The organism is Dactylosporangium thailandense (assembly GCF_059739745.1).
The window spans coordinates 3,930,001-3,945,949 of the sequence record NZ_AP029195.1; the positions used below are offsets into that span (position 1 = coordinate 3,930,001).

At 75.2% G+C, this 15,949-nt stretch carries 15 protein-coding genes (1 of these 15 cut by a window edge); 7 read left to right on the forward strand and 8 right to left on the reverse strand.

Annotated elements, in window-relative coordinates; all coding sequences use genetic code 11:
- Positions 1–437 carry the 3' portion of an alpha/beta fold hydrolase gene (locus AC6JBM_RS17630; protein ID WP_497984666.1) on the forward strand. Its footprint begins 313 nt before the window's first position, so the window shows 437 of its 750 coding nt (coding positions 314–750); its start codon lies off the left edge, out of view; its stop codon occupies positions 435–437.
- A 352-nt stretch (positions 438–789) separates the two neighbouring features.
- Here the strand turns inward: AC6JBM_RS17630 and AC6JBM_RS17635 are convergent, their stop codons facing one another.
- Both AC6JBM_RS17635 and AC6JBM_RS17640 read right to left on the reverse strand, forming a co-directional pair.
- Positions 790–1,488, reverse strand: coding sequence for a DUF6193 family natural product biosynthesis protein (locus AC6JBM_RS17635; RefSeq protein ID WP_497984667.1), 699 nt, complete (start codon positions 1,486–1,488; stop codon positions 790–792).
- Between the two features lie 336 nt (positions 1,489–1,824).
- Positions 1,825–2,610 (reverse strand): class I SAM-dependent methyltransferase, encoded by a 786-nt coding sequence (locus AC6JBM_RS17640; protein WP_497984668.1) that lies wholly within the window; start codon positions 2,608–2,610, stop codon positions 1,825–1,827.
- A 175-nt stretch (positions 2,611–2,785) separates the two neighbouring features.
- Here AC6JBM_RS17640 and AC6JBM_RS17645 point away from each other — a divergent pair, with 175 nt between their 5' ends.
- Positions 2,786–4,066, forward strand: coding sequence for an MFS transporter (locus AC6JBM_RS17645; RefSeq protein ID WP_497984669.1), 1,281 nt, complete (start codon positions 2,786–2,788; stop codon positions 4,064–4,066).
- On the opposite strand, the gene AC6JBM_RS17650 is transcribed toward AC6JBM_RS17645, so the two are convergent.
- Entirely contained in the window at positions 4,039–4,524 is a 486-nt protein-coding gene (locus tag AC6JBM_RS17650; RefSeq protein ID WP_497984670.1) for a DUF3500 domain-containing protein, read from the reverse strand. The genes AC6JBM_RS17645 and AC6JBM_RS17650 overlap by 28 nt on opposite strands.
- Positions 4,525–4,615: 91 nt before the next feature.
- Here AC6JBM_RS17650 and AC6JBM_RS17655 point away from each other — a divergent pair, with 91 nt between their 5' ends.
- Entirely contained in the window at positions 4,616–6,673 is a 2,058-nt protein-coding gene (locus AC6JBM_RS17655; RefSeq protein WP_497984671.1) for a WD40 domain-containing protein, read from the forward strand.
- Here the strand turns inward: AC6JBM_RS17655 and AC6JBM_RS17660 are convergent.
- Together AC6JBM_RS17660 and AC6JBM_RS17665 are read right to left on the reverse strand one after the other, a co-directional pair.
- Entirely contained in the window at positions 6,667–7,695 is a 1,029-nt protein-coding gene (locus AC6JBM_RS17660; protein ID WP_497984672.1) for a hypothetical protein, read from the reverse strand. The genes AC6JBM_RS17655 and AC6JBM_RS17660 overlap by 7 nt on opposite strands.
- 134 nt (positions 7,696–7,829) lie before the next feature.
- Positions 7,830–7,952, reverse strand: a complete 123-nt coding sequence (locus AC6JBM_RS17665; protein ID WP_497984673.1) for a hypothetical protein — start codon at positions 7,950–7,952, stop codon at positions 7,830–7,832.
- 171 nt (positions 7,953–8,123) lie between these two features.
- Here AC6JBM_RS17665 and AC6JBM_RS17670 point away from each other — a divergent pair, with 171 nt between their 5' ends.
- Positions 8,124–8,810 (forward strand): MgtC/SapB family protein, encoded by a 687-nt coding sequence (locus AC6JBM_RS17670; protein ID WP_497984674.1) that lies wholly within the window; start codon positions 8,124–8,126, stop codon positions 8,808–8,810.
- 45 nt (positions 8,811–8,855) lie between these two features.
- A complete protein-coding gene (locus tag AC6JBM_RS17675) occupies positions 8,856–10,451 on the forward strand; it encodes an MFS transporter (RefSeq protein WP_497984675.1) in 1,596 nt (531 codons plus the stop codon).
- On the opposite strand, the gene AC6JBM_RS17680 is transcribed toward AC6JBM_RS17675, so the two are convergent.
- Positions 10,441–11,580, reverse strand: coding sequence for a carboxylate-amine ligase (locus AC6JBM_RS17680; RefSeq protein ID WP_497984676.1), 1,140 nt, complete (start codon positions 11,578–11,580; stop codon positions 10,441–10,443). The two genes, AC6JBM_RS17675 and AC6JBM_RS17680, sit on opposite strands and share 11 nt — an antisense overlap.
- Positions 11,577–12,557, reverse strand: coding sequence for a methyltransferase (locus AC6JBM_RS17685; protein WP_497984677.1), 981 nt, complete (start codon positions 12,555–12,557; stop codon positions 11,577–11,579). Before AC6JBM_RS17685 ends, AC6JBM_RS17680 begins: the two co-directional genes overlap by 4 nt.
- Before the next feature lie 60 nt (positions 12,558–12,617).
- Between AC6JBM_RS17685 and AC6JBM_RS17690 the strand changes: the two genes are divergently transcribed.
- Entirely contained in the window at positions 12,618–13,625 is a 1,008-nt protein-coding gene (locus tag AC6JBM_RS17690) for an iron-containing redox enzyme family protein (protein ID WP_497984678.1), read from the forward strand.
- Here the strand turns inward: AC6JBM_RS17690 and AC6JBM_RS17695 are convergent.
- Complete coding sequence (locus AC6JBM_RS17695) at positions 13,577–13,807, reverse strand: CDGSH iron-sulfur domain-containing protein (RefSeq protein ID WP_497984679.1); 231 nt, start codon at positions 13,805–13,807, stop codon at positions 13,577–13,579. The genes AC6JBM_RS17690 and AC6JBM_RS17695 overlap by 49 nt on opposite strands.
- A 269-nt stretch (positions 13,808–14,076) precedes the next feature.
- On the opposite strand from AC6JBM_RS17695, the gene AC6JBM_RS17700 reads away from it, so the two are divergent.
- Complete coding sequence (locus tag AC6JBM_RS17700) at positions 14,077–15,945, forward strand: acyltransferase family protein (protein ID WP_497984680.1); 1,869 nt, start codon at positions 14,077–14,079, stop codon at positions 15,943–15,945.
- Positions 15,946–15,949 lie beyond the last annotated feature (4 nt).

A 15,949-nucleotide genomic window follows, 5' to 3' on the forward strand; every position in this document is an offset into this window, starting at 1 on the left:
TCGGCCGGCTGGTGCTGGCGTCCGTGAGCTTTCACAACGGCGGGATGCACCCCGGGCTGCTCGACGGCATCACGGACCTGCAGCCGGAGCACCTGCACGGGTCGGAGTTCCACGAGGGATACGTGCATACCGCCCCGGACCCGGCCGGCTGGGCGAACCTGGTGACGAAGGTGAAGGTCCTCGACGCCGGCCTGCCGCAGTGGACACCGGAGCAGATCCGCGCGCTGGCGGCCCCAACGATGGTCATCCTCGCCGACTCGGACATCATCCAGCCCGAGCACGCGGTGGAGCTGTTCCGTCTGCTCGGCGGCGGCGTCGTGGGCGACCTGACCGGCCTGCCAACCTGCCGCCTGGCAATCCTGCCCGGCACGACCCACACGACGGTGCCGCAGCGCGCTGACTGGATCGCGCCGATGGTGGACGAGTTCCTCAGCTGAACTCCACCCGGCCACCGCTCCACCACGCCAAGAACGCACACCACCGCGCGTGGCCGCCAGCACCATGCGCACCGGCCCCGTAACCGACTGGCACCACGCACACCACCGCGCCGAGGCGCGCCGACAGGACTGCCGGGCGACGGGATGACGACGACCTGACCAGCATGCCTACCTGCTCGTGGTCCGGACACGCGCCGCACACCACGATGCCGCCGCACGACGACGTCGGCCCGCGGCGAGCGGCGAGCGGCGAGCGGATCGCACGCTGCGGTGCCGGGACGCTGCGGGTCGGAGCGGTCGACCGTGGGCGAGTCCGTGGGGCTGCGTGGGGGCTGCGTGGGCGAGGTCCGGTCTACTCGGTGCCGGCGGTGACCGGGCCGAGGTCGGGCGGGAGCTGGCGGGCGGCGATCGCCACGGCGTCCTCCGCGGTCGTGCTCTCGCCGATCACGTCGCCCAGGTAGCGGGAACGGACCACGAAGGCGTCCTCGGCCTCGGCCCACAGGCTCAGGCCCACGTCGCGCAGGAAAGGGCGGGTGGTGGATGAGAACTTCAGGACCCAGTGACTGGTGTACGGGTACAGGCGCCGCAGTGCGGGTGTCGCGTAGGCCGCCTCGGTGATCAGGCGGAGGCGGGGCAGGCCGGCGCCGGCCATCTCGGTGCGCACCGCCTGCCACTCGGACTCGGCCAGGGCCACCGGGTCGCCGTCCGGCACCTCGAAACGGCCGGTGGGCTCCATGAAGGGGGCGCGCTCGCAGATGCCGGACAGCGGCAGACCGTCGCGCCAGGCCTCGGCGACCGCGGCTACCTCGCGCAGGTCGTGGGTGTATCCGGAGACGAGCGGCAGGTGCTGGTGTGCCTCCCCGCCGACGACGGAGAACTTGCGCTCGTGCTGGAAGGCGCTGACCTCGAGGCCGTTGCGATGCCCGACAGGCGTCACGACCGTCGCGCGGTGCAGCGGGTTGCGCTCGTCCGCGACGGCGTCCACGCCGTGCTCACGCAGCAGCTCCGCAAGACCGCCCGCGGCCACGACGTCCGGATAGAACTCGCTCATGACGCGACCGTATCCGGCGCCGGACACGCACAACCATCGCATCGCCCCCGCGCCGCGACAGATCACGCCCGCGCGTCAACGCACTGGGTCCGAGCACCATCGCGACCCCCGAGCATTGCAACGCCCCGCTCGCGTCAGAGCACTGAGCCGAGACCATCGTAATATTCAACAGGGTCATGACCTGCGCTCCCCCGCCACGGCGTCCGGATCTCGTTCAGGCGAACGATCCGCAAGGCCGCGCGCGGGCGCGAGGTCCGGATGGCGGTCGCTCTTACCGCGGCCGCGGCCGGTGGTGGGCACCGCGCGGCCGCTTCGAGACGGGGGCGTTGGGCGAGATCATCGTTCGCCCCAGGCCAGCAGCGCGGCGGTCGGCAGGATCAGGTCGTCGTTGTCCAGGAAGGGGGCCGCTCGCCGCTCGTACTCGTGGCGGGCCCTTGTCCGGGTCTGCTGGTCGCGGCCGGCCAGGGCCTCGCCCAGGGCGCCCATGCCGTTGGCGGGGCCGATCCACCACGACTCCAGGTCGGTGTGGTGGCTCCACTCGATGGTCTCGCTGGACACGTTGCGCAGGCCCGCCTTCGACAGCAGGGCCGCTACGCCGTCCACGGTGCGGGGGAAGTTCAGGGGCTCGGGGACGATCGACGGGGCGGGCTCGATGTCGAGTGCGGCCAGGATGTCGTTCCACAGCTGCTGCAGGGGCGGGGCCGGGCGGGGCCAGACGGTGATCGCCACGCGGCCGCCCGGTTTCGTGACCCGGGCCAGGTCGGCGACCGCGGCGGCCGGGTCGGGGACGTGGTTGACGACGAAGTTGGCGACCACGGCGTCGAAGGCGGCGTCGGCGAACGGCAGGTCGGGCAGGCGGCCCAGGTGCACGTCGGCCTCGGGCAGGGACTCGGTCGCCAGCGCTACCATGCTCGGCTCGGCGTCGGCCGCGGTGACCTTCGCGCCTCGGGCGATCGCCAGGGCGGCCACCGTGCCGCTGCCGGTGCCCGCGTCCAGCAGCGTCCGGCCGGGAGCCAGGCCCGCGGCCTCGAGCAGGGGGCCGGCGGTGTGCGCGCACAGGTGCGCGTAGCTGTCCGCGAACGCCGCCGCGCGGCCGGTCCACTTCGCCGCAGGGTCAGCCATGCCGAAAGCCTATGCCCGGCCGCGGACGCAGGCGCCCCGAGACCCGCCGCGACCGAGCGACACCACACTGAGGACGCGACCCAGCGGCGCCACGCCGACGACGCGCGGCCCCGACGCGCGCCACGACAGGGTAAATCGAGTGCCGAAGCGGCAGGCGGTCGTTACGCTGCCCGCCGTGTTGAAACGGCTCCGGCATCTGCGCATGGACCTCCGGCCGCTGCGGCGCCGCGACTTCCGGCTGCTCATGGCCAGCGGCGCGATCACGATGTTCGGCAGCTTCATCACCGTCGTGGCGGTGCCGTTCCAGCTCAAGCAGCTGACCGGCTCGTACGTCGCGGTCGGGGCGGTCGGCGTCGTGGAGCTGGTGCCGATGGTGCTCAGCGGTCTCTGGGGCGGGGCGATCGCCGACGCGGCCGATCGGCGCAAAGTGGTGCTGATCTGCGAGTTCGCGATGGCCCTGTGCACCGCGGGGCTGCTGGTCAACGCGATGATGCCGCGTCCGGCGGTGTGGCCGCTGTACGTGGTGGCGGGCTCCGTCGCCGCGCTCGACGGGCTCCAGCGGCCCTCGCTCGACGCGATGACGCCCCGGCTGGTGCCCCGCGACGAGCAGACTGCGGCCAACGCGATCTCGAGCGTGCGCTGGCAGATCGGTGCCGTGGCCGGGCCGGCGGTCGGCGGGGTGCTGGTCGCGCTGGCCGGCGTCCGGCTGGCCTACGCCGTGGACGTGCTCACGTTCCTGCTCTCGATCGGGCTGCTGTGGGCGCTGCGCCCGGTGCCGCCCTCGGCCGAGGCCGAGCGCCCGAGCCTGCGCGGGATCGCGCGGGGGGCGCGGTACGCGTGGTCCCGCCCGGAGCTGCTGGGCACCTACTTCGTCGACATCGCGGCGATGTTCCTGGCGATGCCGGTCGCGCTGTACCCGTTCATCGCCGACGAGCTGCACGCGCGCTGGGCGCTCGGGTTGCTGTACGCCTGCATCCCCATCGGCGCGATGCTGGTCTCGCTCACGAGCGGGTGGGCCTCGCGGGTGCACCGGCACGGGCTCATGGTGCTCATCGCGGCCGCGGTGTGGGGGCTGGCCATCGCCGGTTTCGGGCTCGCCCCGAACATCGGGATCGCGATCGCGCTGCTCATCGTGGCGGGCGGGGCGGACATGGTCAGCGGGCTGTTCCGCTCGACGATCTGGAACCAGACCATCCCCGACCACCTGCGCGGGCGGCTGGCCGGGATCGAGCTGCTGTCGTACTCGATCGGCCCGACCGCCGGCCAGATGCGCGCCGGGCTCATGGCGGGCGCGGTCGGGCTGCGGGGCGCGATCGCGGCCGGCGGGCTGCTCTGCACCGGCGCCGTCGCCCTGTGCACGGTGTTCATGCCCGGTTTCACCCGATACGACGAGCGGACGTCACCACACGCCCAGGCGGCGCGGAACGATCAGGAGCTCCAGCCGGCCGCGCCGTAACACGATGTGGTGACGACACCGTTGCTGACCGTGAAGTCGAGCACGCGGCCGACGCCGCCGACCTGCACCGTCCAGGCACCGGCGGCGCTGGGGGTGCCGAGGACGCGGATGCGATACCCGCCGATGCCGGCGCCGGCCAGCTGCCGGTAGTCGCGCTCGCTCAGCCCCGCCTTGAGCACGCCCAGCACGGCGGCGCGCTGCACGGCGCTGAGCGAGTCCAGCGACAGCCCCGGGCTGGCCAGAGCCGGCCGCTGGTCGTCGTCGAGGGTGCCCATCAGGGCCTTGGTGGCGTCGAGCACGTCCTCGGGCGCCGCGCTGGTGCCCGGCATCGGCGCGGCACAGACGCTCACGTTCGCGGCCGGGGTCGGGGTCGGCGCGTCCGCCCCGGGGCCGCCCGCCGGGGCGCAGGCGGCCGCGACCGCCAGGGTCAGGCCGAGCACGAGCAACGAACCACGCACAAATCGCCACTTTAGCCCCGCATCGCCGCTGTGTCCTGCGCGACGGTCCTGAGCAGGCAACCACCCGCGGGCCTTGATCGTCTGGAACGTCATGGAACGCCGTCAACGCAGGGTGGACTTCGCGTGGATCGACGGGCTGGTGCGGCGCGACGGGCCGGCGGCCGCGGAAGCCGCGCTCGCGGCCTCCGACGGGGCCGAGGCGGCGGCGCTGCGCGGGGTGCTCGCCCGCCATGCGCACCTGCTGCAGCCGCTCGAGCCGGCGCACTCGGTCACCGACACGCTGATCGGGCAGGCTCGGGCCGTACCGGAGCTGCGGGAGGCGGCCGACGACTTCGCCGCGGCGCACGAGCCCGGCGGCGCCCGGCTCGTCCAGACGGTCCGGCGGCCCGAGTCGCCCGCCCCGCGCCGGGTCATCGCCTCCGGTGGGCCCATCACCGGGGTCGCGCTCGCGCCGGACGGGTCGTGGCTCGCCGTCGGCGGGAACCGGCGGCCGCTGGAGGTGTGGGACGTCGCCACCGGGCTCCGGCGGCCCCTGCCCGCCGCTCCGACCGGCCTGAGCCGCCTCGCCGTCGCGCCCGACGGGACGTGGCTCGCCGGGGTCGGCGAGGACCGCGTCGTGCGGCTCGTGGATGTGCAATCCGGGCGGGTCCGCGGCGAGCTGCCCGACGTGTTCCACTGGCCGCAGTCGATGGCCGTCGGGCCCGGCGGGGACTGGCTCGCCGTCGCGCGCTGGGACGGCGTGTACCGCTGGGACCTGCAGGCCGGCCGGGAGCTGGCGCCGCAGCGGTACCCGTGGCCGCTCAACGCCGCCGCGATCGCCCCCGACGGGAGCTGGATCGCCGCGGCGTACCGCGACAACGGGCTGCGGGTCGAGCTGCGCGACACCGGCTCCGGCGCCACGCGAGCGCTGCTGCGCGGGCCCGCCGCGACCGTGAGCCGCATCGCGGTCGCGCCCGGTGGCGGGTGGCTGGCCGCCGGTACGAGCGAGGGAACGGTCGTGATGTGGAGCGTCGGCGCGACCGAGCCGCGCGCAGTGCTGCACGGCCACACCGGCGCCGTCAGCGATGTCGCGGTCGCCCCCGACGGCAGCTGGCTGGCCAGCACCTCGCACGACCGGACGCTGCGGCTCTGGGACAGCCGCACGGGCCGCTGCCGGGCGGTGGTGCGCGTGCCCGGGTTCGGGCTCAGCCGCGTGCGCATCGGGCCCGCCGGCGACTGGCTCGCCGTGGTCGCCGTGCAGGACCCGGCGGTGCGGATCTGGGCCGTGGCCGACCTGCTCGCCGAGGCCGGCGGCGACGAGGCGCCCGAGCGGATCGCGGGCCTGGTCGCGGGGGCCGACCAGGTCTGGGTGGGCACGCAGGTCCGAGACGTCGACACCGGTAAGTCGGTGCACACGCTGGAGGCGGCGGAGCCGGTGCGGGCCCTGGTCGCCGCGCCCGACGGGTCCTGGTACGCCGGCAGCGAGAACGGCGCGGTGCGGATCTGGGACACGGGCGGGGACCCGCCGCGCACGATGCCGGATGCGGAGGGCCGCGCGTCCCGGCCCCGGGCGGTGTCGCGGGACGGGCGCCTGCTCGCCGCGATCGCCGATGCCGTCGTGGTCGTCTGGCACGTCGCGACCGGCAAGGTGCTGTGCCAGGTGCGCATCAACTGCAAGCAGGTGCACGGCCTGGCCTTCGGCGCCGACGGCCGATGGCTCGCGCTGGCCTGTTCCGACGGGCGGCTGCGGATCGTCGACGTCGCGACCGGCCGCAACCGGCGGGTCATCCGCGCCCACGCGCACGCCGTGGCCGCCGTCGCCCTGGCTCCCGACGGGACGTGGCTGGCCACCGCGGGCTGGGATCGCACCGTGCGGACCTGGGACGCCCGCACCGGCAAGCCGCGCACGGTGCTGTTCGGGCTGACCGACTGGCCGGCCACCGTGGCGATCGCGCCGGACGGCGAGTGGATCGCGGCGGGGGGTCACGGCGGCGTCCTGCACGTGTGGGAGGTGCGCACCGGCGAGCTGAGCGCGTCGGCGCGGGTCGACGCCCGGCTGCTCAACGGCTGCCGTTGGTCCGGCGACGGTACCGCCCTGAGCGCGACCGGCGGCGGCGAGTCCTACGTGTTCGCCTTCCACCCAGCCCAGCGGACGCGGCGGCCTCAGTAACCGATCGCGGCGGCGGCCACCGAGCGCAGCGGCGCCGCCTCCGCGGCCGGCAGGTACAGGTCGGCCAGGTCCCGGGGCGACTCCTGGAACACGATGCCGAACAGCGTCACCGCGTCCAGGTACCGCGCGGCGTCGGTCGGGTGCTTGCCGTCCGGGACGATCAGGTAGGACAGGCCCCGCTCGGCGATGACGGTCTCGAACTCGTCGCCGATCGGGGCGAGCAGGTTCGGCAGGTCCAGCGCGGCGCAGAGGCCGGCGTAGCGCTCGTCGATCGCGGCCTTCGCCGCGGCGCGGGACGGGAACGGGGCCGGGTCGGCCAGCGCCCAGTTCTTGAACAGGACCACGCGGCCGCCGGGCTTGAGCACGTGCCGCAGCGCCGGGGCGTACGTGTGCAGCAGCGTGTCCGTCGCCGCCCCCGGGTCCGTGGCGACCAGCGTGCTGTACTCCTGCAGCACAACGTAGTCGTAGCGTCGCGCCGCGCCGATCGCGCTCGCGACCAGCCCGTCGTTCCAGGTCTGTCGCAGCGTGTAACCGGAGTGCAGGACCTCGGTGACGTCGATCGGCCGGCCGGCGGCGGCCGCGAGCCGGCGCACCAGGGCGGGCGTGTTCTCGCCGGTGGCCTTCGTGTAGCTGCCCAGCAGGCTGTTGCCCACGAACAGCACGCTGATCGGGGCGCGGGCGGCCGGCGCGGTGGTGACCGAGTAGTGGATCGCCTCCCCGTCGTCCGTCACGGTGTACTCACCCGGCGTGGTCGGCACCGCGACGTCCGCGTGGTCGTCCGCGCGCAGCGCGAGGCGGTGGCCGGCCAGCCGGGTCAGGTCGATCACGGTGCCGTCGGTGAGCGGGCTCAGGCCGAGCACCGGGCGGCCGGTCGCCTCGTCGACGACCGCGACGCCGTTGACGAGCGCGGCGGCCGCGGGGATCTCGGCCGCGACCCTCGGGGTGGCCCAGCCCAGACCGGCCGCGACCGCCACGGCGAGGGTCAGCACGGCGACGATCCACAGGCGGTGACGGTACGGCATCCTGTGGTGACTCCTCGCGCACGTGACGGACGGCTTGGTCCGCCCAGAGTCGCCATCACGGAGCGTGGTGTCAATCAAGCCCGTGGCCGCAATGCCCCGCCCGGGTGTCGGACAGGCCCCGCACCACGGCGACCTCAGCTCGGGCGCTCGGGGCGGTACCGGACGTTGACGACCGTCCGTGACCCGTCGACTCCGAACAGCCGCACGGGCCGGCCGCCGGGATTGTCGAAGAGCCGGATGCCCTGCCCGAACAGCACCGGCGCGATATGGATGTCGATCTCGTCGATGAGCCCGCTCGGTGTCGTCGCTCATGCCAGTCGAGACGAGCCGCGCCGCGCGAACTCATCGGTTCCCGGACGGTTCCCTTCAGGTGCCGAACGGTTGCGCCGTTTCCGGCGCGCCACCCGCCCCGGGGCTAGGGTTGTTCGATGGCGCAGGGGTGGGTGCAACTCGGCGAGCTCGGGCTCGCGCTCCTGCTGTCGGCGATCATCGGCCTCGAGCGGGAGATCCGCCAGAAGAGCGCCGGGCTGCGCACCCACACCCTCGTCGGGTTCGCCGCGGCCCTCATCATGCAGGTCTCGAAGTACGGCTTCGCGGACGTCGTCGGCGATCACGTGGTCCTCGACCCGTCCCGCATCGCCGCCCAGATCGTCTCCGGCATCGGCTTCATCGGCGGCGGCCTCATCTTCGTCCGCCGCGACGCCGTACGGGGTCTCACCACCGCCGCCGTCATCTGGCTCACCGCCGCGGTCGGCATGGCGGCCGGCGCCGGCCTGTGGGTCCTGGCCATCGCCGTGACCGCCGGCCACCTGCTGGTCCTCCTCGCCTTCACACCGCTGGCGGCGCTCCTGCCGCGCTCGAGGTACGCCCCGTGGCGCCTGCGCCTCACCTACCTGGACGGCCACGGCGTCCTGCGCAACGCCCTCGCCGCCTGCACGGAGCGCGGGTTCACGGTGGCCGAGCTGCACGTCGAGCAGCCCCGCGGTGACGAGGAGCCCGCGGTCGTCGCGGTCCTGCTGACGCTGACCGGCAACCGGGACCTGGCCCCCTTGACCGCGGCCCTGGCCAGGCTCGACGGCATCCTGGCCATCACCCTCGACGACCTGTCCACCTAGCTCGGGCGGTTGTTTCCGGGCCCGGGTCACGGGTAGCGGCGGGAGGTGACGACCGTCGCGAATGTCCCCGCCTCGACGTGGAGCCCGCTGCGCATCGGCGTGTTCCGCGTGCTGTGGCTCGCCGTGCTCGGCAGCCAGGTCGGCACCTGGATGCAGATGGTCGGGGCGCAGTGGCTGCTGGTCGACCAGCCGGGCGCGGCCGTGCTCGTCGCGCTCGTGCAGACCGCGGGCACGCTGCCGGTGGTGCTGCTGGCGCTGCCCGCCGGGGTGCTCGCCGACTCGCTGGACCGCCGGCGGCTGCTGATCTGGGTCCAGGTGTTCATGCTCGCGGTCGGCGTGCTGCTCACCGGGCTGACGATCGCCGGGCAGATGACGCCGGCGCTGCTGCTGGCGCTCACCTTCGCGCTCGGCTGTGGCACGGCGATGACCAACCCGACGTACCAGGCGATGATTCCGGAGCTGGTGCCGCGCGCCCAGCTGCCCTCGGCCGCCGCGCTCGGCTCGATCAGCGTGAACCTGGCCCGGGCCGTCGGGCCGGCCGCGGCCGGGGTGCTCATCGCCCACACCGGCGTCGCCGCTGTGTTCGGCATCAACGCCGCCACGTTCCTGGGCTTCGCCGTCGTGCTGTTGCTGTGGCGGCGGCACCCCGCACCGGATGACGCGCTGCCGGAGCCGTTCCTTGCCGCCCTGCGCGCCGGCGGCCGGTACGTGCGTCACTCCCCCGCCCTGCGCCGGTTCCTGCTGCGCGTCGAGCTGTTCATCCTCCCCGCCGTCGCGCTGTGGGCCCTGCTGCCGCTGGTGGCCAGCCAGCGGCTGCACATGGGCGCGGGCGGCTACGGCCTGCTGCTGGCCGCGCTCGGCACCGGCGCGGTGCTCGGGGCGGCGGTGCTGCCGCGGCTGCGGGCGGCGCTGTCGGACAACGCGATGCTCTGGGGCGGCAGTCTCGTCTACGCGGTCGCGCTGGCCGTGGTGTCCGTGGTGCGGGTGCCGGCGGTGGCCGTGCTCGCGCTCGTGCCGGCCGGGCTCGCGTGGATGGCGGTGCTGTCCAACATCAACGCCGGGCTGCAGCTGTTCCTGCCGCACTGGGTGCGGGCGCGCGGGCTCGGGGCCTACCAGGGCGCGTTCTTCGGCGGGCAGGCGGTGGGCGCGCTCGCCTGGGGGCTGCTCGCCGTGCGCTTCGGGCTGGTGCCCGCGCTGCTGGCCGCGGCCGCCGTCACCGCGGCCGGCGCGGCGACCGTGCGGTTCTGGCCGCTCATCGAGACGCGGCATCTCAACCGGGAACCGGCCCGCCCGTGGCCGCAGCCGCAGCTGACCGTCGAGCCGGAGCGCTTCGCCGGGCCGATCGTGGTCGAGGTGACGTACATCGTCGCCCCCGGCAACGAGCCGGAGTTCCTGGCCTCGGCCGACGCGCTGCGGCGCACCCGGATGCGCACCGGCGCCGTGCAGTGGGGCCTGTTCCGCGCCGGGGAGGTGGCCGGCGAGATGGTCGAGGTCTACGTGGTGCCGACTTGGGACGAGCACCTGCGCCAGCACACCGGCCGGCTCACCGGGTCGGACGAGGAGATCGACCTGCGGGTGCGGGCGCTGTCGGAGCGCCCGCCCACCGTTGTGCACCTGTTGCCGGCCGACGTCAGCCGCTGACCGTCTCCTCCGCGAGCGCGGCGAGCGCGCCGGGCAGGCCGTGCTCGGCGGCGGCGCGGCGCTGGCGGTCGGCGCCGGTGCCGTGCTCGCGCAGGTGGGCCAGGCCCGCCTCGACGTCGGGCCGGTCGCCGTGGCGGTCCAGGGCGTCGCCGACGGTCGCCACGAGGTCGTCGATCAGGTCCCAGGCCGGGCGGGGCGCGTGGGTGCGCAGGTCGAGCAGGGTCCCGCCGAGGCCCGCGCGGGCGGCGTTCCAGTGCGCGGCGCGCAGCAGGTGCTCCGGTGGCACCACGGGCTCCCGGTCCGCGGCGATGTCGGCGATGGCGGTGGCGACCAGGGCGCGGACGAGCCCGGCCACGACGACGGTCTCGGCGGCGGTCGGTCCGACGTCGGCCACGCGGATCTCCACCGTCGGGTAGCGCGACGACGGCCGCGCCCACCACAGCACCATCGACGCGTCGAGCATCACGCCGGTCGCGACCAGTTCCCCGACGACGCGCTCGTAGTCGGCGGACGAGTCCAGGTACGGCGACGGGCCGATGGTCGGCCAGCGCTCCAGGGCGATCCCGCGCCAGCTCGCGTGGCCGGTGTCGGCGCCCGCGGTGAACGGGGAGTTCGCGGTGAGGGCCTGCAGCGCCGGCAGCCAGGGCCGGATCGCGGTGCACACCTGGATGGCGAGGTCGCGGTCGGGCACGCCGACGTGGACGTGGAAGCCGCACAGGGCCGGGTCGTGGGCGATGGGGCCGTAGTGGCGGGCGATCGCGCGGTAGCGGGGGGTGTCGGCGACCTCGAGGTCGGGCTCGCCGACCGGGGTCGCGCCGACCGCGACGAGCCGCGCGCCGACGGACTCGGCGGCGGCCGCGGCGGCGGCTCGGTTCTGCCGCAGCGCGCGGTACAGCTGCCGCAGTCGCGTGCAGACCGGGCTCACCATCTCCAGCATGCTGCGCCGGAACTCGACCCGGCTGCGCTCGCGCAGGTCGGCCGGCAGGGCGTCGCGGGCGGCGGCGGCCAGCGGCGCGTTCTGCCACGAGTCCGGGTCGAGCAGGAGGAACTCCTCCTCGACGCCGACGGTCAGGGTGAGCCCCGCCGCGCTCCGGGCGACCTGGGCCGGGCTCAGGGCGGTCAGCGTCATCGACTCACCTCCGCCGGGCGCGTCGCGGTCAGCAGGGCGATGGCGATGCGGTCGGCGTGGCGGTACGCGGGCTCCTGCAGGTTCTCGCCGTAGACGTCGGGGTCGATCTCGCGGTACGCCCAGCGCATCCCGGTGCCGGTCAGCCGGTCGGTCACCGCGTCGAGCAGAGGGTCGCGCCCGGCGGCGATGCCCGTGCCGCACAGCAGCACCAGCGACCCGCCCGGGGTGAGGCGGTGCACGGCGGTGTCGAGCACCGCGAGGGGCAGGTCGTGGCCGTGCGCGCCGCCGCCGTCGCGGTAGGCGCGACCCTCGGGGTCGATCATGAACGGCGGGTTGGACACGATGAGGTCGAAGGCGCCGGGCACGTTGCCGAGCAGGTCGCTGGGGCGGGGGCGGACGTTCCCCATCCCGGCCAGGGCGGCGTTGACGCGGGCGTAGCGCAGCGCCGTCGGGTTGACGTCGGCCGCGACGACCTCAGCGCCGGGCAGCCGCTTGGCGACCGCGACGGCGACTGCCCCGCTGCCGGTGCCGATGTCGGCGACCCGGGCCGGCCGGTCCGCACGCCCGGCCGTGCGCTCGTGCAGGTGCGCGAGCACGGCGTCGACGGTTCGGTGGGTGTCGGGGCCGAAGAACACCGCGTCGCGCCCGGCCGCCGGGAAGGCCGAGTGCACGAACAGCTCGCCGTCGTAGCCGGAGACCCGGATCGTGCTGCGCCAGCCGTCGCGCTCGCACCGCAGCGCACCGGCCGCGTCCAGCAGCGCCACGATGTCGGCGGGCAGGGCGTCGCGGTCGAACGGGCGGCTCCAGCCGAGCACGTCGGTGAGGCTGTGCCCGCGGGCGTTGCCGGGGCGCCGGTTGACCCGCTCGTGGGTGGCCGGGGTCACCGTCGTGAAGCGGTACCCGGCCGCCTTCAGGCGGTCCCCGAGCCGGCGCAGCGCCGCGTCGGCAGCGGGCGGGGCCACGATCGTGGAGGTCATGAACTGCGACTTCCCCGAAATCTCATGCTTAACCGAAGTTTGCGCGGGAAGAGATCACCCATGCAGCTACCGCAGCCCCGCGGGCCCGTGTCGGCCGCCCTCGCCGAAGCGCTCGCCGGTCCCCCGCGCGACATCCCCCGCATCGAGGCGAGCGACGAGGAGGACCTGCAGCTCGCCCTGCACATCGGCTACGAGCTGCACTACCGGGGCTTCGACGGCGTCGACGACGCGTGGGAATGGCAGCCGTCCCGGATCGCGCTGCACCGGGCCGCCGAGCGCTGCTTCGAGGCCGAGCTGCGCCGGCTGGTGCCGATGCCCGATCCCGTGCCGCCCGCCGAGGTGCCGCGCGCGCTGGCCGCGGTCATGGAGGCCGACGACGGGCCGCCGCTGTCGAAGTACCTCACCGGCCGCGCCACGCTCGAGCAGTTCCGCGAGTTCGTCATGCACCGCTCGATCTACCACCAGCGCGAGGCCGACCCGCACACATGGGCGATCCCGCGGCTCGGCGGGCGGGCGAAGGCGGCCCTGGTAGAGGTGCAGGCCGACGAGTACGGCGGCGGCCGCGTCGAGCGCATGCACGCCGAGCTGTTCCGGGGCACCATGCGCGAGCTCGGGCTCGACGACACGTACGGCGCCTACCTGGACGCCGCCCCCGCCGCCACGCTGGCGGTCAACAACCTCATGTCGCTGTTCGGCCTGCACCGGCGGCTGCTGGGCGCGATCCTGGGGCACCTGGCGATCTACGAGATGACCTCGTCGCTGCCCAACCGCCGCTACGGCAACGGGCTGCGCCGGCTCGGCTTCGGCCCGGCCGCCACCCGCTTCTACGACGAGCACGTCGAGGCCGACGCGGTCCACGAGCAGATCGCCGCGCACGACCTGTGCGGCTCCTACTGCGCGGACCGGCCCGAGCAGTCCTCGCTGGTGCTCTTCGGGGCCGCGTGCGCCCTCGCCCTCGACGCGCGCTTCGCCGGCCACCTGCTGACGCGCTGGGCGGCCGGCGAGTCCTCGCTGCGGGGTCAGGCCGAGTCGATCGGCCGGCCGCTCGCCGGAGCGCTCGGGGCGTGAAATCCCACCACCTTATGCGTACCGTCACAAAACGGCTTGATCGCCGATCGCCCGCACCGGCAGAGCGCGACGGTCCGCCGGCCCGGGTCGATGACCTCGCCGTCCTGGGTCGTCAGCGTGAAGTTGCCGCGCAGCAGCAGCGGCCCGTCCTCACAGGGCGTCACGGAGGCGATCTCATCCATACGGACGCTGTGCCCGCGTCGCCCGCGGCCAAACGACGACCGCCGCGCGAGTGGGTCGGGGCTAGGCTGCTGCGAATGCGGATGCCTGTCCGCGCGCGGCATCGCGGCCGAGCCCCCGGCGGACCTGGGAGCGGGGATGTTCACGTCGTGGGTCACCGATCCCGACGGGTACCGCATCGAGGGCGAGCTACGACCGCCTACGCTGCACGGCGTCGGGGCTAGCCCGGCCGCGGGGTTTCGCGGCCCCGGCCCCGGGCAGCGGGCGCCGCGTGTCGCTGCGCTACCAGCCGTCGCTGGACGGGCTGCGGGCCGTCGCGCTCGGCGGGGTGGTGCTGGCCCACGGCCTGCCCGCGGTGCTGCCCGGCGGGTTCCTGGGCGTCGACCTGTTCTTCGTGCTCTCCGGCTACCTGATCACGTCGCTGCTGCTCGCCGAGCACGACGCCACCGGCCGCATCCGGCTCGGCGCGTTCTGGCGGCGCCGCGCCCGGCGGCTGCTGCCCGCGCTCGTGCTCGTCGTCGCGTTCGTGGCGCTGGCCGGGCCGCGGCTGCTGCCCGAACAGGACCCGGGACCGCTGCGCCTCGACGCCGTCTCGGCGCTCACCTACTGGGTCAACTGGCGCATGATCTACCGCGGCGGCGACTACTTCACCCAGACCGCCGCCGCCTCACCGCTGCAGCACACCTGGTCGCTCGGCATCGAGGAGCAGTTCTACCTGCTGTGGCCGCTGCTGCTCCTCATCGCCTTCAGCCGGCCCCGGCCGCGCCGGTGGATCGGGGCCGGCTGCCTGCTCGGGGCGGCCGGTTCGGCGGTGGCGGCCGCGCTGCTCTACGACCCGCTCGCCCCGGACCGCGTCTACTTCGGCACCGACACGCGAGCGAGCGCCCTGCTCGTCGGCGCCGCCCTCGCCGCGGCGCCACCCGCGCTGCTCGGCCGCCGCTGGCTCGCCGCCGCCGGGGCGCTGGCGCTCGGGGCGGCCGCGCTGCTCGTCCACGGCGACACCGCCGCGCTCTACCGGGGCGGCTTCGCGCTCGTCGCCCTCGCCGCCGCGGCGGTGGTCGCCGCGCCCGCCCGGATCCTCGCCGCCGCGCCGCTGCGCTGGATCGGGCGGATCTCCTACGGCGGATACCTGTGGCACTGGCCCCTGTTCGCCGTCCTCGACGCCGGCCGGACGGGGTTGACGGGCGCCGGACTGTTCGCCGTGCGGGCCGGCGCCACGCTCGCCGTGGCCGCCGCGAGCTTCCACCTCGTCGAGCAGCCCATCCGCCGCCTGCCCGCCCGGCCGGCCACCGCCACGGCCGCGGCGACGGCCGCCGTCGTCGCCGCCCTCGCCGTCGTCCCCGCCGCCGGCCGGCCCGGCACGGCCGCGGCGCCGCCGGTGCCCGCCGTGCCCGCGGCGGCGCCCGTGCCCGCACCGCCGACGACCCCGCCCACGACCGCGCCGGTCCAGCGGGCCGGGCGGCGTCCGGGGCCGCCGCGGGTGACCGTCATCGGCGACTCGGTGTCGTGGACCCTCGGCGCCTACTGGCCCGGTGTCCCCGAGTTCACGCTGAGCAACCAGGGCGTGCAGGGCTGCGGCATCGCGGTGCTGCCGGAGATCCGCTACGCCGGTGCCCCGCACACCAACTACCCCTACTGCACCACGTGGGAGTCGCGCTGGGGCAGCTCCGTCGCCGCCGACGACCCGGACGTCGTGGTGATCCTGCTCGACCGCTGGGAGCTCATGGACCGCAGGCTCGACGGGCGCTGGACCCACGTCGGCGAGCCCGGCTACGACGCCTACCTCGCCGGCCAGCTCGGCCGGGCGATCGGCCTGGCCGCCGCGCACGGCGCCCGGGTCGCGCTGCTGAGCGCGCCGTACACCCACCGCGAGGAGCGCCCCGACGGCGGCCTGTGGCCGGAGGACGAGCCCGCGCGCGTCGACGCCTGGAACCGGCTGCTCGGCGCGGCCGCCGCGACCGACCCGGCGCACCCGGTCGTGCTGGACCTCAACCGGCTCCTGTGCCCGGCCGGCGCGTTCGCCTGGTCGGTCGGCGGCGTCCGGGTGCGCAGCGACGGCCTGCACCTCACCCCGGACGGCGTCCGGCAGGTCGTCGCCCCGTGGCTGGCCCCGCAGCTGGCCCGGCTGGCCGGCGCGTGACGGA

Excerpts from the sequence above, each read along its gene's own strand:
- AC6JBM_RS17655 (WP_497984671.1), top strand. The coding sequence starts at position 4,616 with ATGGAACGCCGTCAACGCAGGGTGGACTTCGCGTGGATCGACGGGCTG.
- AC6JBM_RS17660 (WP_497984672.1), bottom strand. The coding sequence starts at position 7,695 with ATGCCGTACCGTCACCGCCTGTGGATCGTCGCCGTGCTGACCCTCGCC.
- AC6JBM_RS17635 (WP_497984667.1), bottom strand. The coding sequence starts at position 1,488 with ATGAGCGAGTTCTATCCGGACGTCGTGGCCGCGGGCGGTCTTGCGGAG.
- AC6JBM_RS17680 (WP_497984676.1), bottom strand. The coding sequence starts at position 11,580 with ATGACGCTGACCGCCCTGAGCCCGGCCCAGGTCGCCCGGAGCGCGGCG.
- AC6JBM_RS17690 (WP_497984678.1), top strand. The coding sequence starts at position 12,618 with ATGCAGCTACCGCAGCCCCGCGGGCCCGTGTCGGCCGCCCTCGCCGAA.
- AC6JBM_RS17640 (WP_497984668.1), bottom strand. The coding sequence starts at position 2,610 with ATGGCTGACCCTGCGGCGAAGTGGACCGGCCGCGCGGCGGCGTTCGCG.
- AC6JBM_RS17670 (WP_497984674.1), top strand. The coding sequence starts at position 8,124 with ATGGCGCAGGGGTGGGTGCAACTCGGCGAGCTCGGGCTCGCGCTCCTG.
- AC6JBM_RS17685 (WP_497984677.1), bottom strand. The coding sequence starts at position 12,557 with ATGACCTCCACGATCGTGGCCCCGCCCGCTGCCGACGCGGCGCTGCGC.
- AC6JBM_RS17695 (WP_497984679.1), bottom strand. The coding sequence starts at position 13,807 with ATGGATGAGATCGCCTCCGTGACGCCCTGTGAGGACGGGCCGCTGCTG.